Genomic DNA, 14,251 nt, shown 5'->3' with positions numbered 1-14,251 from the left:
GAAACAAATGGAGATAACCGAAAACAACCGGGGATAAATGAAAACAAATGGTAATAAATGGATACTGATAAAATCATCATTGAGGGTGCAAGGGAACACAACCTTAAAAATATTAATGTAGAAATACCCCGAAACAGTTTTACGGTGATTACAGGGCTTTCCGGGTCAGGCAAATCCACACTGGCTTTTGACACATTGTATGCCGAAGGCCGGAGACGGTATGTTGAGTCACTTTCCACCTATGCCAGACAATTTTTAGGCCAGATGGACAAACCCGATGTTGACTCTATCATAGGGCTTAGTCCCGCCATATCCATTGAACAAAAAACCGCAAGCCACAACCCCAGATCAACGGTTGGCACGGTCACGGAAATTTACGACTATCTTCGATTATTATTTGCAAGAATTGGCAAGCCCTATTGTTATAAATGCGGTTCACCCATTTCTTCCATGTCCGTTGACCAGATCACCGACAGGGTCATGGCCATGGAAGAAAAATCAAAAATAATCATCTTGGCCCCCTTGATTACAGGACAAAAAGGCTCCCATGAAAAACTGTTTGCAAAGATAAAAAAAGAGGGCTTTGCCAGGGTCAGGGTTGATTTTGACATCTATTTAATGGATGATCTTCCCAAACTTGAAAAAAACAAAAAGCATGTCATTGATGTGGTTGTTGACCGCCTGGTCATTAAGGACGGCATTGAAAAGCGCCTGGCAGACTCTTTGGAACTTGCTCTTTCCATGTCCGAGGGACAGGTCACTTTACTTGATCTCACCCATGACAAAGAAACCCTTTTTAGTGAAACAGCCTCCTGTGTTAAATGCGGGATCAGTTATCCTGAATTAACACCCGCGTCTTTCTCATTTAACTCGCCTCAGGGGGCATGCACAAAATGTGACGGGCTGGGATCAATCACACAGTTTGATCCTGACCTGATTGTTCCTGACAAAAATCTTTCATTAAGACAAGGTGCGATCATCCCCTGGGAAAACAGGGATTCGGTTCAGTTCATGGAATTTCTTGATGCCCTGGTTACCCATTATAAAACCGATATTTATACGCCGTTTAAAGAGCTGTCTCCTGAATTTCAACAGGTGTTGCTGTATGGATCAAAAAAAGAAGAAATACCTTTTTATGTCGAGAGGATGGAAAAAAAAATTGTTTATAAAAAAACCTTTGAAGGCGTGATTCCAAATTTAAAAAAACGATATCATGAGGCAGACTCAGCTTACACAAAAGAATCGATAAAAAAATTTATGAACTATAAACCCTGCTCTTTTTGCAATGGGACTCGACTCAATAAAGCATCGGGTTCCGTCAGGGTCGGGGATAAAACCATTTGGGAGATCACGTCTCTTTCAATACGGCACTCGGGTGAGTTTATCTCGTCATTGAAGCTTAAAGACAAGGATCAAATAATTGCAGATCGAATCACCAGGGAATTGGCGGAACGGCTGGGCTTTTTACAGAATGTCGGCCTTGAGTACCTTACCCTTGACCGTTCGGCTGCAACCCTGTCCGGCGGAGAGAGTCAGAGAATCCGGTTGGCCACCCAGATCGGATCAAAACTGACAGGGGTGCTTTATGTACTGGATGAACCCAGTATCGGGCTTCATCAACGGGACAACGCCAGATTGCTGGCCACCTTAATAAATCTTAGAAACCTTGGCAATACCGTTTTGGTTGTGGAACACGATGAAGAAACCATTCTTGCGTCCGATCATATAATTGATATCGGACCCGCAGCCGGGGTAAAAGGTGGTGAAGTGGTTTTTTCAGGTCCGCCGGAAGAGTTGATCAAAAGTGAAACCTCACTCACCGGCCTGTATCTGTCCGGAAAAAAAAGCATCCAAATTCCTGAAAAAAGAAGAAAAGGGACTGGAAAATTCTTAACCATTTACCAGGCAAATTCAAACAACCTTAAAAATATTGATGTTTCTTTTCCTTTGAGCTGTTTTACATGCGTTACAGGTGTTTCAGGTTCGGGAAAATCAACTCTTGTGTTGTCCACTCTTTACCAAATTCTTGCAAACCGGATCAACCGGTCCAAAAAGATGACCGGAAGTTTTCAAGATATCAAAGGTCTTGAACATATCGACAAGGTTGTCCACATTGACCAGTCTCCCATCGGAAAAACCCCCAGAAGCAATCCCGGCACTTATACCCAGGTCTTTAACCCCATACGGGATCTGTTTTCCAAAACCAGGGAAGCAAAGGCAAGAGGTTACAAACCCGGCCGGTTCAGCTTTAATGTTAAGGGCGGCAGGTGTGAGGCCTGCTCAGGGGATGGTATCATTAAAATTGAAATGCATTTTCTGCCCGATGTTTATGTGGCGTGTGACGTCTGCAAAGGGAAACGCTACAACAGGGAAACCCTTGATATCAAATATAAAGATAAAAATATTGACCAGGTTCTTAATATGACAATTAACCAGGCAGTAAGGTTTTTTGAAAATATTTCATCCATCCGTACCAAACTTGCCACACTCCAGGAAGTGGGCTTAGGGTATATAAAACTTGGGCAAGCTGCCACAACCTTGTCAGGGGGTGAGGCTCAGAGAATAAAGCTGGCAAAAGAGCTGACCAAAAAAGGAACCGGAAAAACCATCTATATATTGGATGAGCCCACCACAGGACTGCATTCAGATGATATTAACAAATTATTGTTTGTCCTGAACAAACTTGTGGATGCAAACAATACAGTGGTGGTGATAGAACACAACCTTGATGTCATAAAATGTGCGGATCACGTCATTGATCTTGGGCCCGAAGGCGGCGAGAAAGGCGGGCAAATTGTTGCATTGGGAACACCCGAGGATATTGCTAAAAACAAAAAATCCTACACAGGCTTTTACCTGGATAAGATGCTAAACAAACCCCCAAAAAAACACTAAAAAAGATTAAAAAGACCGTTATCCTTACACATCGGATTGATTACTTAATGATACAGACATCTGAATCACATGGACAGGCTCCGTCCACTTCACAGGCGTATGCAATCCTTGAAGCCTGATCAAACCTGACCGTTTCAACCGGTTCAAACAAAAAAGATGCCATGTTTTTTGTTACTGTGTTTTTATCGGGCAAATTTTCAAGCCCGGTTGCAACGACCTTTCCTGAATTTCCATCAAGGATCTCGGCATCCTCACCGTTTGTGATCACTACAATCGGAACCTGGTACGGTTTGATTATTCTGGACAGGGCCAGTGTAGAAAGCCTTCTGGTAACCAGAGAGCCTGGCGCGAACTTGATCAATGCAATGATTTTTTTCTTGTGCCGGACAAGAAAATCAATTTTTACGGCAGCCTTTTTCTCCCCGGCAGCAACTTCAAGGGTTATATTGCTTTGAATATCTTTTTTTTCAAACCCGCAGACTGATACAAGATGTTTTGCAATTTTCTGCCGATATCGTTCATCAAGCGTGTCTGCCAAAACAGCGCCGGTCAAAAAATCATTGAGCTTTCCAAGAATTAAATGATGAGGGTTAGATTGAGTTTCCATTTATGCTTCACCTATGTTTAGGGTTATAACAAAAGGTCATGGCAGATCACCCTGCCACAAAAAAAAAGATCCATCCAAATTTTACCGACTCTGAAAATTAAGTTACTTTAATATTAAGAATAATCAATAAAGATTACAAGCCTTGTTTTGAATAAACACGGATTACCTCACCCACACTCTTCTTTTTGATGTAACGGTTATTTATGGTTAATTTTAGTTTAAATTCTATTTATTTCTTGACTTAGCTTAAACTGAAAACTATAGATAACGGTGGTTTATAATAATTAATAGGAGAAAATATAATGAAAAATCAAATGTTCAACCTGACATCTGTCTTTATCTGGCCTGTTTTATGCGCCTTAATCCTGTATCCGTTTTCCGCACAAGCTGCACCAACCGGCAAGCTGACCATTTTCCATGCGGGAAGTTTAACCGTACCGTTTGCAAAGATTGAAAAAGCATTTGAAGCCAAATATCCCGGAGTTGACGTACAGCGTGAAGCCGGCGGCAGCACAAAAATGGCACGCCTTATTTCAGAAGTCGGCAAAACCGCCGACATCATGGCATCTGCAGATTACAAGGTTATTGATAATAACCTGATCCCGAAATTTGCCGACTGGAATGTGCGGTTTGCCACAAACCAGCTGGTTCTGTGTTACACAGACCAAAGCAGGTATTCAGATCAGATCAATGATAAAAACTGGTATGAAATTTTACAAAAAAAAGATGTGGTCTGGGGCCATTCCGACCAAAACATTGATCCCTGCGGATACCGCAGTATTATGGTGTTGCAGCTGGCTGAAAAATTTTACAATATCGACGGACTTTATCAAAAACTCATTGACAACCGTCCCCAGAAAAACATCCGGCCCAAATCCGTTGAACTGGTCAATCTGCTTAAAACCGGGAACATGGATTATGCCTGGGAATACATGTCAGTGGCTATTCAGCATGAATTAAAATTTGTAACGCTTAATGATCACATCAACCTTGGCAATTACAAATATGACGACTTTTACAAACAGGCCCAGGTAAAAGTCACGGGTAAAAAACCCAACACATGGATTACAAAAAAAGGAAAATCCTGCACATACGGGATTACCCTTATTAAAGACGCTCCCAATCCTGAGGCGGCAAAAGCCTTCTTAAGCTTTCTTCTTTCTTCCGAGCATGGTTTAAAGACTTTAAAAGAGATGGGACAGCCTCCTTTTATTCCCTGCCGTGTGCCGACCCAGGAGATGGCGGCCAAACTTCCGTCTGAAATCAAATCCCTGGTTGAAGTAAAAAATTAGATCAATGAAACGGATCGAACCCTTAAACTGGCTGTTCATGTTTTTAAGCCTGCCGTTGATTCTTCTTCTGACATTGCCTCTGATTAAAATGACATTTGAACCCACTTTTGAAATGCTCATAGAGACAATATCAGACAAGGATGTAGTGGCTGCCATCGCAAGATCCATAAGCCTGTCTCTTTGTGCAGGCATTCTTTCTTTTGCAATGGGAACCCCTCTTGCGTATCTTCTGGCCAGAAAGAGCATCATGGGGAAAAAAATAATAGAGGGGATCATTGATTTACCGATCATGATCCCCCATCCTGTTGTGGGTATTGCCATTCTCAGCCTTGCCGGAAGAAACCATCCCATTGGCAGGTTCCTGTCTGAATTTGGAATCCAAATCATGGGCACCCGGACCGGTATTGTCTGTGTGTTGCTCTTTGTGGGTCTTCCATTTTATGTAAACACTGTAAAAGCAGGTTTTGACAGCGTCCCGGTCCGACTTGAAAACGCCTCCCGCACACTTGGTGCGGGAGCATTCTCAACCTTTATGCGCATCACATTTCCGCTGACCTGGCGGCACATGATACTGGGCATCATCATGTGTACGGCCAGGGCAATCAGTGAATTCGGAGCGGTTGTCATCGTGGCCTATCATCCGATGACCGCACCTGTTATGATCTATGAAAGATTTACGGCTTACGGACTGAAATACTCACAACCCATTGCTGTCTGGCTGATTATCATTTCATTTATTTTATTTGTTGTTTTGCGAATGCTGTCACGATCAATTAATCAATCATAAACATTACTAAAAAAATAATAATAGTATACATAAAAAAATGATCCGTCTAAAAAACATCAGCCTGACCTTGCCTGACTTCACATTGGAGGAAATAAACCTTCATATAAAAAAGAATGACTTTTTTGCATTGATCGGTCCCACAGGCTCTGGAAAGTCGTTGCTGCTTGAGGGACTGATTGGGCTTATCCCGTTTTCAAGCGGGAATCTATTGCTTGAAAACCATGACAGCACAACCATGGCTGTTGAAAAACGAAACCTTGCCATTGTCTACCAGGATTTTGCATTGTTTCCCCACCTGGATGTGACACAAAATATATTTTATGGTGTGTCCTATCACAAAATCCCCAGGCAGACCGCCCAAAAAAGGTTTGATGCCCTTGTTTCCACACTGGGACTGGAAAAAATAACCAAGCGTCGTCCGCAGAATTTGAGCGGCGGTGAAAAACAGCGAGTTGCCCTTGCTCGATCCCTTATTTTAAATCCCAGGGTACTGCTTTTAGATGAACCCTTATCTGCATTGGACCCGGTATTTCACGAAGAAGCCAAACAACTGTTAAAAAAAATCCACGCTGATCTGGAAATTACCATCATAATGGTATCTCATAATTTTTCAGATGTATTGTATCTTGCCAACAGGGGCGCAATCATAAAAAACGGCAGAATCATGCAGCAAGGCGAAATCGTAACCATATTTGAAAGACCCAATTCAAAATTTACAGCTTCTTTTGTCGGAATGAAAAATATCAATCCCATCTGCAAACTAAACGGCGAAATGGTTCTAAAAGCCAACGACATTAAAATAACACCTGCCCACAAACCCGGTAACACGGATCAATATATGGGCATTCGACCTGAAGATATTTCTTTAAACACATTTGATTCAAATAATTTTAAAAATTGCTTTGAAGGGAAAATAAAGAGAATAACCAGCCATGGGATTTTTTTAAATATTTATCTGCAAACAAAAAATTTTGAGTTTGAAGCCATTTGGCCGCGAAGCTATCTTCGAGATCATGGACTGGATATTGGCAAACGCGTCAGGTTTGGATTTCACCCGGAATCCGTCCATACCTTTTGAACAAGCTTTCCACACTTCAAAAAAGCGGCCGAAAAAAATGTAATCGTTACATACCTTATCCCTGTAAGAAAAGGCAAAAGACAAAAAAGGTTATACATTGTGAAAAATAGTTCACAATGATTGTGAACTATTTTTCACAATGTATAACCTTCCTGAAAAATACCATTTGATCTTCACGCGTCATAATTGAATTTTGAAATAAATATCGGAATTAAGGTCTTTATTTAAAGAATATCTTCTATAATTAGTTTCAAACTAATAACTTTCTGACAAATATCTATCATGGCATTATCATTGCACATTTTATCTTTTTGATTATCGGAACCATAAATTTACAAACGACAAATTTACGAAATTAAATTTTTTAAAGAAAGGAGGTGATTACCACACAGAAAACACAAAGGCATTAAGGAAAAAGGTTGTAAATGAATGACGAAAGGTATCCCAAGGATACCGGCAATTAACTTGATTAACAATTTTTAATGGAGACGATCAAATGAAAAAAATAAAAATTCTATTAACATTTTTATGCATCATGGCTGGTATCGGCATAATGGCGAACTCTGGCAGTGCATATTTGTTACAAGAAGGCGATAACACCCTTTTTTTTAAAAATTTTGAAACGGTATTTGATTCGGCTGGTAATGAACTTAACTTTGATACCGCAACCCCACCGACCTTACAAATCGGTGATCACTTTGTCGGTATTATCGACGTGCAGGAAATCACTGTAGGTGGTACAAGCACCTGGTTTAAAAGTGGGACAGAACAACTCACCGGTCTTTTTGCACAGAGGATTGAAGCGATATATGCACCTAACAAAGATCCATATGATGCAAATAACAGCCTGACCCATATCGTTTTGGGTGCGCCCACGGTTTCCACATTCAACCCCTTGGGGGGTGGTTCATTCACCACGGGACTTACCGGTGATGAGTCCATGGCGCTTTATTACGATACAGGCGCAACACTCTTTGAATCAAACGGCTCAATCGTTAATGACGTAGCCAAAGCAACCGATGGCAGCTTGTGGATGACTTTGGGATACAATAATTCCGGTACAGATGATATCTCTGATGATGACGGGTATAATTACTCACACACCGCACAATTGGGCACTACCGTCAATAACTTCACAGGTGAAAACTGGGCTGCTCTAAATGTTTATCGAAATCTTTTTGGCGAACTTTTAACAGGCGATATGAACGACCCGAACGAAAACGAAATTGACAATATCATAGCAGGGCTTTTAACAGACGTATACCTCAGTGGTGAATTTGAAGGAAATCCTGACTGGCTGGCCGAGACACGCACATCTCCCTGGGTTTTTGCCAGCAACGACCCTGCTCATATTGGTATAATTCCTGAACCGACAACAATTTTTCTGTTTGGCTCCGGGCTACTTTGCCTGGCCGGCTTTGCCAGAAGGAAAACCAGAAATCTGTCCTGATTTTCAAAACGGAACATAACCAAAAGGGTGGGCAAAACATTTAAAATGCCCACCCTATTCAACCCTATTCTGGATTACCTTACCCATCTGACCACAACTATTAACATTAACAAAATCGTTAACCTTTTTAAAAAAAGAGGAGTAGAACAATGAATCAAAAAATAAAAGGAGGATTTTGGACACTTGTGATTATTTTCACGCTTACTTTTTCTCTCCTAATCCTTCAAGCCTGGGCATCAGAGTTGACTCCCGACAAGAGCAACGTACTTTACTATAAAAATTTTGAAAATGTATTTGATAAGGACGGCAATTACAAGGAACCTGGTTCTCAAATTTTAGAGGGGGATCATTTCGTCGGAATCATCAATCTTCAGGAAATAGTAGTCGAAGGGGCTTCTACCTGGTTTCAAGGGATTGACGACCAAATCACGGGTATTTTTGCATTAGAGGTTAAGGCGATATTCAATTCTGACCCATATGGAGTTCAGAGCCTGCCTCACCTTGTTCTGGGTGTTCCAACGCAAAATTCTTTTTGCAAAGGCGCAGATTGTTTTTCCACCGATGGCATACTGGGAACGGGTGAAATAATTGCTTTTTTCCATGACGCATCAGGAACACCGTTTGAGTTTAACGGTGCTATGAAGGATGATGTGGAAAAGGCTACCGACGGTGAACTCTGGTTGACGTTGGGATACAGTTCAGACAATGGCTACTTTTACAGCCACACGAGTTTTACCGGGACAATTGCCAATTTCACTGGAGAATCCTGGGGCGGGCTGAATGCCATTAGAAATAATACAGGATATGCCTTTGCCGGAATAAACGACCCGAATGAATTTGAAATGGGAGGACCCACTGGTGTAATACCGGGGCTTCTCACAAACGTGCATCTCAGCAATGAACTTGAGGGCAATCCTGCCTCGGTGCTGCTGCCGGGCGGATATTCACCCTGGGATATCCGAAGCAACGATCCTGCCTATATATTACCCATAGAAAAAGAAATTGAATGCCGCATGACCGGGGGTGGAGTCACTGAAGATGGAGAAATTCTTCTTCCCGAACTGGACAACAAAGGAATACCGATTGAAGGAACCGTAGCTGAAGCTGATGATGAAATGATAGAGGCATTAAATTCCACGGAGGAGGATTTGGACAGATATCAGTTTGGCGGCCAGGTCGGAGCTCCCACAGCATCCCAGCCTCAACCATATGGCGAATGGACCCACCACCAGCAAAAAGGGCCTGATGGCATGTTCACCTTTCATGCAGGAACAGCAAGTGCGCCTGAAGGCACTGAGATTTCTTTTGTCGAGTGCAGTGACCCGGGCTTCTGCGATCCGGCAAGACCGGCACCCGCCAAGCAGATCTATTTTGAAGGGATTGGGACATTCAAGAACATTAAAAGTGAATTTCTCGAAGGCATGGTAGTTACGGATAAAAATAAGATAAAGTGTACTTTACATTGGTTCAGGGTTCATGTGGAGGATATCGGTGAACCGGGTCCTGGCGGAAAACAGCCGGGAAGCCCGGACTGTACCCATGATATTGGAACCCCAGTAGACCCTGCAGCGGGGGACTGCGAAAACTGCGCCGATGTCTATCAGATTTCAATCCATGAGACAAATGATCCAAACAGCCCTGTTATTTACGATGTTGGTGGATTTATTGACAATGGCAATTTGCAGATACACCCGGCAATAAAATAGGCTGAGAAACCATTTTCCCCAAAAAAGAGGCGATAAATCGCCTCTTTTTTGGTATATATGTTCCGCACATCAACACGGAACATAAAAATTTCAAGAAAAAAAAAGATTCCAAACGGATATGGCTGTTACTGAAAATGGATTGTTTTTTCATTCTGTATTCCGCTCCTGAGGCGATGAGCAGGCACGCCTCCCCATACTTCACCCGATTTGATCTGCGTATCCTTCAGCACCAATGCACAGGAACCAACAACGGCACCATCACCGATGCTTACACCGGACATGATAACGCAGTTGGCACCGATTGTCACATCATCACCAATGCGAATCGAAGCGTGGGATAGATGCCTCCCCTCGATGGCATGGGAAAACAGCACTGCATCCTGTCCTATGATGGTATTGGCACCAATAAAGGTAAGTGGCGGATCGAGAATGGTCCCGGAGCTGTAAGTATTTGGCCCCAGGTGTGCCCCCAAAGCAAGATAGACAACACGCATCAAAGGTACAGGTATGAATTTACTCCGGGTTAACGGATAAAACATGATGAGGTAAAATAACAGGTAAACATGATAACCGAATTCCTCATGGGAACCTTCTTCAAAGTATCCTTCCCTGAGGGGTATAACACAAAGAAAAAGCCTGTAAAAAAAAATAGCATAGATATAAAGAAAAAAAACCGCAGCAGCCACAAAGGTTATGCCGCGAAAATCTCCGAGAGGAATGAAATGGAACAAGCTGGTGGTAGTAATAATAGCCAGTACCAGTGACGTGGAAAAAATGAAAGTAAAAATAATGACAGGGGCTGCCTTAATTTTTCGCATGTGTGTCCCTCTTTTACAAAAGGTATAAAAATAAAATGATAATTCTTTGTATCCCTTATACCCATACTCTCTCACATTTAAGCCGTCCCCTTGTCCTGGCAAAAGAACTCAAAAGCAGAGGGCATGAAGTTATTTTTGCCGGTGAAAGCTCAAATACGGCTTTTATCCGGCAGGAAGGGTTTAGCGTTCTTCCCGTTTATGAACCCGATCCCGAAATTCTTTTCGGCAACATCCGCAAAGGAAAACTAAGGTTTATCAGCAATGCTGAAATTGAACATATGATAGAGGCAGACCTTGCTTTGTATAGCGTGGTAAAACCCGACATTGTCCTTACTGACGGAAGGTTCACAGCACCCATATCAACCCATATGGCAAAAATTGTACATGCGGCAATCGTAAATGCCTCATCCACTGAGTACAGGGCACTTCCTTATATTCCCTTTTTTGATTGGCTCCACGAACGGCTTATAAAAAGAGATACAAGGCTTTGGAAAATACTTGACCAGCTTAATCTCAGACTTGAAATGCTTGTCTTTGACAATATTATGAACATTTTCAAACGACTGAGCAAAAAGCACGGACTCAAGAAAACAATTACCTCAACCAATTGTCTGACAGGCAAGGATATTACTTTCCTTGCGGATATTCCTGAATATTTTCCCACAAAAAATCTGCCTAAAGACTATTACCATATAGGGCCGATTACATGGCAAAGCAACCTTTCGCCTCCGGCATGGTGGCCACCCAATGCCCGGAATCAACTGATCTACATAACCATGGGAACCACCGGCCTGGGTGATTTTTTCCAATTAGCTTACAATCTTTTTCAAGAGGGTCAATACACATGCGTAATGACAACAGGCAGACAATCTGAAAGGATGCCAACTATTCCGGGCCATATCTACATTGAAGAATATATTGATGGAGATATGGTTGTGAAGGCATGTGATGCAGTCGTTTGCCACGGAGGGAACGGCACAATTTACCAGGCATTGCTCCACGGCAAACCGATCATAGGAATTTCAACGATACCGGACCAGGCCTATAATATGAGGAGAGTTGAGAGCCTGAGAGTTGGAATGTCACTCTCATGGAAAGAATTTTACACAAATCCAAAAATGCTTTTGGATACGATTCATGCCGTATTAGCCAATACATATTTTGCTAAAAATGCCAGGCAGATGCAAAAGATTCTGAAAACCTGTAGGCCTGCCAAGACAGCCGCAGATATCATGGAGCGGTATATGAAAACAAAAAGTTAACTTGATCAGTAATTGTGCCGCACTGAAAAAATTAACAGTTGCGACATTTTTCATGCAATTGCCGAACAGAACATCACTCTTGTATCCGAGTTTAAAACTTATACAGGATTTCAAAGTAGACCCTGTCATTTTCATCAAAAACACCAAAATCTCCGTCTAATTCCCCAAAAAAGACATCAGCCCCCAAAATCAATTTGAGATTGTCTCTATAATTATAGATAATCTTGGGACGAAACAGAGCATCCCTTTGGTTAATGCTTGAGACAAAAAAAAGTTCCGGTTCAATTAGGTTGTCATAAAATCCGGTTTTCAGCCAGATTGAAAAAGAGGTGGCAACTTTGTTTTGTACCATAATGTCTTTATGATCAAATATGATCCTTTGCATGAATTGAAAATTTGTATCCAAAGAGTTAAAAAAGGTATAATCAACCCCCAGCAACCAGTCAAAAGAATCACTTTTTTCAATCCCATCCAGGTCAGCAGGATCAGAAGATTGAAGAAACATGTTATTGCTGTAGATGAATTCTCCTTTAAAAATAGCATCCATCACCTCTTTGGAAAAAGTGGTTCCAAGCCTGTGCATTCTTTCATATTCAGGCAAATAGGTTATGGTAACGGGATGTTTTGAACCAGATGGATTTAAAGCAATCCTTCGGTAATTCACGGGAAAATTGTAAACATCATACAAATAAAACACGGATATATCCCAGCCATCTGCCAGTTGGGAAAACCGAAAGCCGACTTCGCTGTTATCAAGGCTGTTAGAAGGTTCTGAAGGATGGTTGAAAACATAATCCGCATTACGGTTATAAAGTGATCGTAAAAAATCAAATTCCGATCCTTGTTTCCCAAATTCATTAAATTCGGGAAAAGGAATAAAGATCATTTGGAAATAAAACCTATTATAATAATACTCCAGGTTTGCCGCAGGCACAGGTATCCTGATCTGGTCCAAATCAGACAAAATGTATTCTCTCAAATCCTTGGGGTTTACAATATCGGCAAAAAACAGGCCGACAGCCTGCCCCCATACTATCTGCTGGTTTCCCAGCCTGAAATCAAAATTTCCAAAACCAAGGTCAAGATATGCATCTCTTACGTCTGCTCTTACTCTTTGATCGTCTTCAACTGTATTGTTATAATTGTCTGTTAAATCAAAAACAGCATCATATGAAAACCGTGAGCCTATCACATAAGATAAAGTGTTCGACAAATCTCCGGAGACTTCCAAATTTAGTGAATTTTTGATTTTTGAGAAATGATGCGGCTTGTTGATCCGGTATCCTGTTTCATTTCTCAGATCACCTCCCATGGATAATTTTGAGGGGGCTTCAATGGAATCCAGCGGATCATCCTTTATAATTTCTTTGTGTGTGGCCTTGGAATCATCTTCTAAAATATTGAATAAAAAGTCCGGGGTTTCATCAGTGATCTCAAAGACCTTATTTTCCTGTGTGTTTGCCTCCATAACCCCACAAACTTGAAGACCGAAACACAAATTAACAAGCAGCGCAGATATGAATACCATTGAAACAATGATACACCCCGAGAATCTTTTGATTGTCTTGATTTGCATGTCGATTAAGAACCTTTTTTAATATTTCAATTTTTTCATATGATTTTTAGTAAAAATTTTATCGGAAAATGTGTCCCGCCTCATATCGTAATAATCGATAATGGTTCTTTGGCCCTTAACCAGAGGATTATCAAGGACTAATCGTGTGGGACGCATTTTATCCAGGACCTTTTTATAATTGGTATAATAACATGTTTTCAGAAGTTTACCGGAAAATGCATAAAACTCGCCTTTTACAGGATAATATGTATCTTTCATCACCCACAGCTTTATTTTATGATAAGTTACTTTTTCATTTTTGGCTGTAAGTTCTAAAAAATAAAATGGTTTTTCTTTGATTGTCACAATATCCAATAATTCAGGATCATAATCCCCGGAAAAATTAACCCTGGCAATGTCACCATTGGCAGCCTCGCCAAAAAGTCGCTGTTGCAGAGAAATCCTGAGGGGTTTTGAAACGGTCTGCAAAAAGACCCACAAATCATATTTCAGCATCAGAAGAGATGTTCCTCTATCTATTTCAGGCTTAAGCGTTTTAATGATGGTTTTATCCTGCCCCTTTATCAGTATTTCGTAAATTGCGGTTTTATCTTTTTTTCGGGGTTTTTTGCTTGTTATTTTTGCAGTCACCCGGTAATCCGTCCGGGGATTTCTAATCTCATCGGTATGTTGCAGTATGGTTTGAGCTGTTATTGTTTCAGACACAACCGGAGTGTAATAAAACAAAAGAAAACACATTACAAAAACACAACCGTTTAAAACTGATTTTCCCATAAAGAA

Annotated in this window: 11 protein-coding genes; 7 read left to right on the top strand and 4 right to left on the bottom strand. The window is 41.3% G+C overall.

Features of this window, described 5'->3' with window-relative positions; all coding sequences use genetic code 11:
* The first annotated feature begins 57 nt into the window (after positions 1–57).
* A complete protein-coding gene (gene uvrA, locus BLT94_RS06505; RefSeq protein WP_092231780.1) occupies positions 58–2,895 on the top strand; it encodes an excinuclease ABC subunit UvrA in 2,838 nt (945 codons plus the stop codon).
* 40 nt (positions 2,896–2,935) lie between these two features.
* Here the strand turns inward: uvrA and BLT94_RS06500 are convergent, their stop codons facing one another.
* Positions 2,936–3,502: a type I restriction enzyme HsdR N-terminal domain-containing protein gene (locus BLT94_RS06500; protein ID WP_092231777.1), complete on the bottom strand. Its 567-nt coding sequence runs from the start codon at positions 3,500–3,502 to the stop codon at positions 2,936–2,938.
* A 302-nt stretch (positions 3,503–3,804) separates the two neighbouring features.
* Between BLT94_RS06500 and wtpA the strand changes: the two genes are divergently transcribed.
* The 5 genes from wtpA (at position 3,805) to BLT94_RS06475 (ending at position 9,815) form a co-directional block, all read left to right on the top strand.
* Positions 3,805–4,794, top strand: a complete 990-nt coding sequence (gene wtpA, locus BLT94_RS06495) for a tungstate ABC transporter substrate-binding protein WtpA (protein WP_245742992.1) — start codon at positions 3,805–3,807, stop codon at positions 4,792–4,794.
* 4 nt (positions 4,795–4,798) lie between these two features.
* The gene (locus BLT94_RS06490) at positions 4,799–5,581 is read left to right on the top strand and encodes an ABC transporter permease (protein WP_014957768.1); all 783 of its coding nucleotides are present in this window, start codon (positions 4,799–4,801) and stop codon (positions 5,579–5,581) included.
* Positions 5,582–5,618: 37 nt separating this feature from the next.
* Positions 5,619–6,659, top strand: a complete 1,041-nt coding sequence (locus BLT94_RS06485) for an ABC transporter ATP-binding protein (RefSeq protein ID WP_092231775.1) — start codon at positions 5,619–5,621, stop codon at positions 6,657–6,659.
* Between the two features lie 496 nt (positions 6,660–7,155).
* Entirely contained in the window at positions 7,156–8,109 is a 954-nt protein-coding gene (locus tag BLT94_RS06480; RefSeq protein ID WP_092231772.1) for a PEP-CTERM sorting domain-containing protein, read from the top strand.
* 149 nt (positions 8,110–8,258) lie between these two features.
* Positions 8,259–9,815, top strand: coding sequence for a hypothetical protein (locus BLT94_RS06475; RefSeq protein ID WP_092231769.1), 1,557 nt, complete (start codon positions 8,259–8,261; stop codon positions 9,813–9,815).
* 125 nt (positions 9,816–9,940) lie between these two features.
* Here the strand turns inward: BLT94_RS06475 and BLT94_RS22300 are convergent, their stop codons facing one another.
* Positions 9,941–10,633: a DapH/DapD/GlmU-related protein gene (locus tag BLT94_RS22300; protein ID WP_092231766.1), complete on the bottom strand. Its 693-nt coding sequence runs from the start codon at positions 10,631–10,633 to the stop codon at positions 9,941–9,943.
* A 35-nt stretch (positions 10,634–10,668) separates the two neighbouring features.
* On the opposite strand from BLT94_RS22300, the gene BLT94_RS06465 reads away from it, so the two are divergent.
* Positions 10,669–11,895: a glycosyltransferase gene (locus BLT94_RS06465; RefSeq protein ID WP_092231763.1), complete on the top strand. Its 1,227-nt coding sequence runs from the start codon at positions 10,669–10,671 to the stop codon at positions 11,893–11,895.
* Positions 11,896–11,986: 91 nt separating this feature from the next.
* Here BLT94_RS06465 and BLT94_RS06460 read toward each other — a convergent pair whose 3' ends face one another.
* Both BLT94_RS06460 and BLT94_RS06455 read right to left on the bottom strand, forming a co-directional pair.
* Entirely contained in the window at positions 11,987–13,363 is a 1,377-nt protein-coding gene (locus tag BLT94_RS06460) for a DUF1302 family protein (protein ID WP_175530292.1), read from the bottom strand.
* A gap of 126 nt (positions 13,364–13,489) precedes the next feature.
* Complete coding sequence (locus BLT94_RS06455; protein WP_092231760.1) at positions 13,490–14,245, bottom strand: outer membrane lipoprotein-sorting protein; 756 nt, start codon at positions 14,243–14,245, stop codon at positions 13,490–13,492.
* Positions 14,246–14,251 lie beyond the last annotated feature (6 nt).

Origin of the sequence: Desulfobacula phenolica, from assembly GCF_900105645.1 — a bacterium.
Classification (GTDB): domain Bacteria; phylum Desulfobacterota; class Desulfobacteria; order Desulfobacterales; family Desulfobacteraceae; genus Desulfobacula; species Desulfobacula toluolica.
Note: the sequence above shows the minus strand (reverse complement) of the source record. Positions and strands in the feature narration are given on the sequence as shown.